Raw genomic sequence first — 5,037 nt, forward strand, 5'->3', positions numbered from 1 at the left:
CGGGGTGGAGCAGCCCGGTAGCTCGTCAGGCTCATAACCTGAAGGTCACAGGTTCAAATCCTGTCCCCGCAACCAAACAAAAACGGCCCGCATCACGCGGGCCGTTTTGCGTTTGCAGCCTGGCGCGGCCAGTTTGATCCTCATCGAGTTACCCGACGGTGTGGGTCTCGGCAGGCGCCGTCTTCCCGTGTTAAACTGCTTGGCATGGAGATGGACACCGACAAGATCGACAATGCCGTTCTCGGGCTGCTTTGGCTAACGCTGCATGAAGAGAGGCGCGCCTGGAAGGGATTGGATTGGGATGCTCTGGATCGCTTGCACCAGAAGGGACTGATCGCCAATCCGGCAAACAAGGCGAAGTCGGTGGTTCTGACAGATGAGGGCCTGCGACGGGCTGAGGAATTGTTCCGCACCCTGCTCACGCGGCCGGCGCCATGAGCGCTGGCTGGCGTTCCAATTCGACAGCAAGAGTCGCGCAGGCAAAACCGACAACTTGCTCGGCAGGCCTATCCCGCAACAATCAGGGTTGGGCGTTCCGCCCGATTACCGTCTGGCGGCGGTGTCCGGTGCGTCGGACCTTCAGTCGAAACCTGCCGTGGTGCTGCCATAAGAGCGTCGCTCAATTCACACGGTTTTCCAACCCCACCGTCAGCGGAATCTCAAGCCCCCGCCGCAATCCCGTCGCGACCACCGACACCCTGAATTTTCCTGCGCGCGCCTTGTCGAAAATGGCGCCGACGATGATGTCGGCATCGGCGTCGACCTCCTCGCGGATGCGCGTGGCGGCTTCGTCGACCTCGAACAGCGTCATGTCAGTGCCGCCCGATATCGAGACAAGGACGCCCTTGGCGCCCATCATCGACGCTTCGTCGAGAAGCGGGTTTGCGATCGCCGCTTCGGCTGCCTTCCTGGCGCGGTCCTCGCCGGTGGCTTCGCCGGTCCCCATCATCGCGCGACCCATATCGCGCATCACCGACTTCACATCGGCAAAGTCGAGATTGATCAGGCCTTCCTTGACGATGAGATCGGTGATGCAGCCGACGCCGGCGTAGAGTACGCGGTCCGCCATGGCGAAAGCGTCCGCGAACGTCGTCTTGGCATCGGCGATCCTGAAGAGGTTCTGGTTCGGTATGACGATGACGGTATCGGCGCTTTCGCGCAGCCGCTCGATGCCCTCATTGGCGGCATGCATGCGGCGGTTTCCTTCGAAGACGAACGGCTTGGTGACGACGGCCACGGTCAGTATTCCTGCGTTGCGCGCGGCCTGCGCTATGACCGGTGCTGCACCGGTTCCAGTTCCGCCTCCCATGCCTGCGGTCACGAAACACATATGCGTTCCCGCAAGATGGTCCATGATTTCGTCGATAGATTCCACGGCCGCGGCATGGCCGACCTCGGGCAGGGATCCTGCACCAAGGCCTTCCGTGACGTGCGCTCCCAATTGGATCAGCCGCGTTGCCTTCGACATGGTGAGCGCCTGGGCATCGGTGTTGGCAACGATGAACTCGGTGCCCTGCAAGCCTTCGGCGATCATGTTGTTGATGGCGTTGCCGCCACCGCCGCCAACCCCGATGACGGATATCTTGGGCCTCATCTCCGAGATTGTCGGCCTCGTTGCAGTGTTCATTTGCCGTCTCTCCCCTTGAATGCGCAAGCGCAGCGGTCGGTGGAAGGCTTGTTCCCGGCGCGCTGCAAAGACTTTGGACAGTGCGCGAATCAGGACAGCCCAGCGTAACCAAGGGAATCAGACGGTTGAACCGGCTGCAAGTGCAGTATTCGCGCTCGCGCATGTTATGCGCTATTGGTTCGCCGCCGCTGGTGCTACGTGTGGCGGCTGACCGAAAATCGTCCGATGACAACGTCTCCCGTAAAGCCGAGACCGATCTTCCCGTTCTACTTCACGCCGATGCCGGCAGTCAGGCCGCCATCGATCCTGTAGTCCGCGCCGGTGCAGAACCCGGCTTTCGACGAACACAGAAAGGCGATGAGTTCCGCCACTTCCTCCGGCTCGCCGATGCGCCCGATGGGGTGCGCTTCGCCGAAGCGCCTGTAGGCGGCCTCGACATCGGCGTCGGTGCCGTTTTCGCCGCGCGCCGCCTTTTCCAGGATCGGGGTGCGGATCGAGCCCGGGCTGACGGAATTGACGCGAATGCCGGAGCGCGCGTGGTCGAGCGCCAGAGCGCGCGTCAATGTGTGGATGGCGCCCTTGGTCGTGGCATAGGCGGCGACGTTCTGCTGGCAGGCGAAACCTTGCACCGAAGCCACGTTGACGATGGCGCCGCCGCCTCGCCTGATCATTTCCGGAATACCGAAATGCGCGGTCAGGTAGATCGAGCCGACATTGACGGACATCGCCCGGTTCCAGATGTCGAAATCGGTGCTAACAGCGGTGCCATACGGATGGACCGCCGCGGAATTGACGATGATATCGAGGCCGCCGAACCGTTCAACACCGGCTGCGACCGCGTCGCGGACCTGATCCGGCACGGAGACGTCGACGGCCACGACCAGCGCCTCGGCGCCGGAGCTGCCCAGTTCCGCTCTCATCGCAGTGTTGGCCGCGCGGTCGATGCCGCAGGCGACGATCGCCGCCCCGCCCGCCGCAAGACGTCTGGCGGTTGCCAGGCCGATCCCGGTCGTCCCCGTCACCAGAGCAATCTTGCCGTCGAAATCCTTCATGGCGCAAACTCCTTTAATTTGACTTCCATTGTGGCCCAACAATACGGTTCCGTTTTATCGCAAAGGAAAAGCCTCGATGGAACAATGCTGGCGCTGGTATGGCCCTGACGACCCGGTGACGCTCGATCATGTCAAGCAGGCCGGAGCCTCGGGCGTTGTATCCGCCCTGCATGATATCTATGACGGCCGCGCCTGGCCTTTGACGGACATTTTGGAGCGCAAGCGGATCATCGAGGCCGAAGGGCTGACCTGGTCGGTTGTGGAGAGCATTCCCGTCCACAATTCGATCAAGATCGGCTCGGCGGAACGGCTTCGCTATGTCGGCTGGTATAAGGACACGATCCGTGCGCTCGCCAAGGCCGGCATTGCGACGATCTGCTATAACTTCATGCCGGTGGTCGACTGGACCCGCACCGACCTTGCCTATCGGCTTCCAACGACGGGCTACGCACTGCGGTTCGATGCGATCGATTTTGCCGCCTACGACCTGTTCGTCCTGAAGCGCAGGAATGCCGAATTCGGCTACAGCGCGGCACGTATCGCGGAAGCGGAATCGCGACTGAAGGAATTGAGCGAAGAGCAGATCGACAGGATCGAGCGCAATCTCATTGCCGGCCTGCCGGCAACCGAGCGCAGCTACAACCGGGATAGTTTTCGTGAGGCATTGGCGGAATATGACTCGATCGGGCCGAAGGAGCTGCGCGACAATCTTGCCTGGTTTTTGCGCGAGATCATTCCGGTGGCCGAGCAGGAGGGGGTGCGCATGTGCATCCATCCCGACGACCCGCCATTCTCGCTCTATGGCCTGCCACGGATCGTTTCGACCGCCGAGGACGCGCGTTTCATCCTCAACGCCGTCGACAGCCCGGCCAACGGCCTGACATTCTGCACCGGCTCCTACGGTACGCGCGCAGACAACGACATTGTCGGCATGGTCAAGGAGTTCGCCGACCGGATCCATTTCGTCCATCTGCGCAATGTAACCATCGAGGATGACGGCTCCTTCCATGAAGCCGAGCATCTGGAGGGCGGCACCGACATGGCGCATGTCATCCTCGCTTTGATGCAGGAAGAGACGCGCCGCCGAAGGGAAGGTCGCGCTGATTGGCGGATTCCCATGCGACCCGATCATGGCCATCTGCTCGCCGACGATATCGGCAAGACCAGGATCAACCCCGGCTATTCTTTGATCGGCCGCCTGAAAGGCCTGGCCGAGCTGCGTGGCATCATGCGCGCCGTGGAACGTTTTGAGCTGGCCTGAGGATCGCAACCGGAGCTAAGGCTGATGGCTTGACGCAACAAGCTCGGCCTTGCGCTGCGCCGTCTCCAGCCCGATGGCGATGAAGCGGCGCGCATGCCGGGCCAGCTCCATATTGTCGGTCCACAGATTGCGCCAGATGGCGGTTTTCTTCGACAGGTTCTCGTCGACGATCTCCGACGAGAAGGATTCGAAGCTGATGTCGTCGCCATAGCCGATTGCGGTCAGCGCATCGAAGATCGCGGCAAAGTCGATGTTGCCGGTGCCGAGGAAGCCGCGATGGCTCTCACCGATATGGACATAGCCGATCTTTTTGGCGGCGTGGCGGATGGCCAACCCGACATCGGCCTCCTCGATGTTCATATGGAACGTATCGAGATGCAGAAAAATGTTGTCGGAATCGGTGTCCTCGATGAAGGCCAATCCTTGCGCCGCGGTGTTGAGCAGATTGCTCTCGAAGCGATTGACGATCTCGAGGTTGAGCGTGACGCCGGCGGCCTTGGCGGTCTCCGCGACCTTGGCAAGCGTGGCGGCACTGCGGTTCCATTGATCGCGCGTCGGCGCCTCAGTCTGCAATCCATGGCTGGTGCTGAGGATGCCGGCGACCTTCCGGCCGCCGAGATCGCGGGTGAGCGCGATCGTGTCATCGAGGACTTCGACGCCGTGCGCGGCAATCGCCTTGTCGGCGCTTGAAATGTCGCCGTCGGGCGGCAGCCCGATGCTGATCGCCACGCCGAGATCGAGGTCGGCGATGCGCTTGGCCAGCCCGCCAACATCGACATTGGCAGGGTCAAGATAGGAGAATTCGATCAGGTCGAAGCCCGCCTCCCTGGTGTTGGCCAGCGTCCGTTCGAGGTCGTCTTGCGCCGAGCTCGCCGACCAGACGAAAGAGTGGATTCCAATGCGCGACACGATCGTCTCCTGCTGCTCGAGAGCATCGGACCCAAGAAATGGGAACCGGTTGCGAAAAATCTGATGCTCAAAACAAAAAATTGGTGGGGCCCGTCGCCCCGCCCCCCCACCCGGGGGGGGGGGTTTGGGGAGGGGCGCCGGGCCGGCCCGATTATGCGTGGGGGTGGAGGGGGGGGGAAACTGCGGGG

The 5,037-nt window shown here is 62.0% G+C and carries 5 protein-coding genes; 2 read left to right on the forward strand and 3 right to left on the reverse strand.

The window, feature by feature from the left end; genetic code table 11:
• Positions 1 to 204: 204 nt before the first annotated feature.
• Positions 205 to 438: a DUF6429 family protein gene (locus AC0L2C_RS12525; protein ID WP_287245812.1), complete on the forward strand. Its 234-nt coding sequence runs from the start codon at positions 205 to 207 to the stop codon at positions 436 to 438.
• 181 nt (positions 439 to 619) lie between these two features.
• On the opposite strand, the gene ftsZ is transcribed toward AC0L2C_RS12525, so the two are convergent.
• Positions 620 to 1,627 carry a cell division protein FtsZ gene (ftsZ, locus tag AC0L2C_RS12530; protein ID WP_473523489.1) on the reverse strand — a complete coding sequence of 336 codons (1,008 nt, stop codon included), beginning with the start codon at positions 1,625 to 1,627 and terminating at the stop codon, positions 620 to 622.
• Between the two features lie 266 nt (positions 1,628 to 1,893).
• A complete protein-coding gene (locus tag AC0L2C_RS12535) occupies positions 1,894 to 2,679 on the reverse strand; it encodes an SDR family NAD(P)-dependent oxidoreductase (RefSeq protein WP_473523490.1) in 786 nt (261 codons plus the stop codon).
• A gap of 76 nt (positions 2,680 to 2,755) precedes the next feature.
• On the opposite strand from AC0L2C_RS12535, the gene uxuA reads away from it, so the two are divergent.
• Positions 2,756 to 3,940 (forward strand): mannonate dehydratase, encoded by a 1,185-nt coding sequence (gene uxuA, locus AC0L2C_RS12540; RefSeq protein ID WP_128170890.1) that lies wholly within the window; start codon positions 2,756 to 2,758, stop codon positions 3,938 to 3,940.
• A gap of 15 nt (positions 3,941 to 3,955) precedes the next feature.
• On the opposite strand, the gene AC0L2C_RS12545 is transcribed toward uxuA, so the two are convergent.
• A complete protein-coding gene (locus AC0L2C_RS12545; RefSeq protein ID WP_473523491.1) occupies positions 3,956 to 4,849 on the reverse strand; it encodes a sugar phosphate isomerase/epimerase family protein in 894 nt (297 codons plus the stop codon).
• Between the last annotated feature and the right edge of the window lie 188 nt (positions 4,850 to 5,037).

Source organism: Mesorhizobium sp. WSM4845, assembly GCF_055811455.1.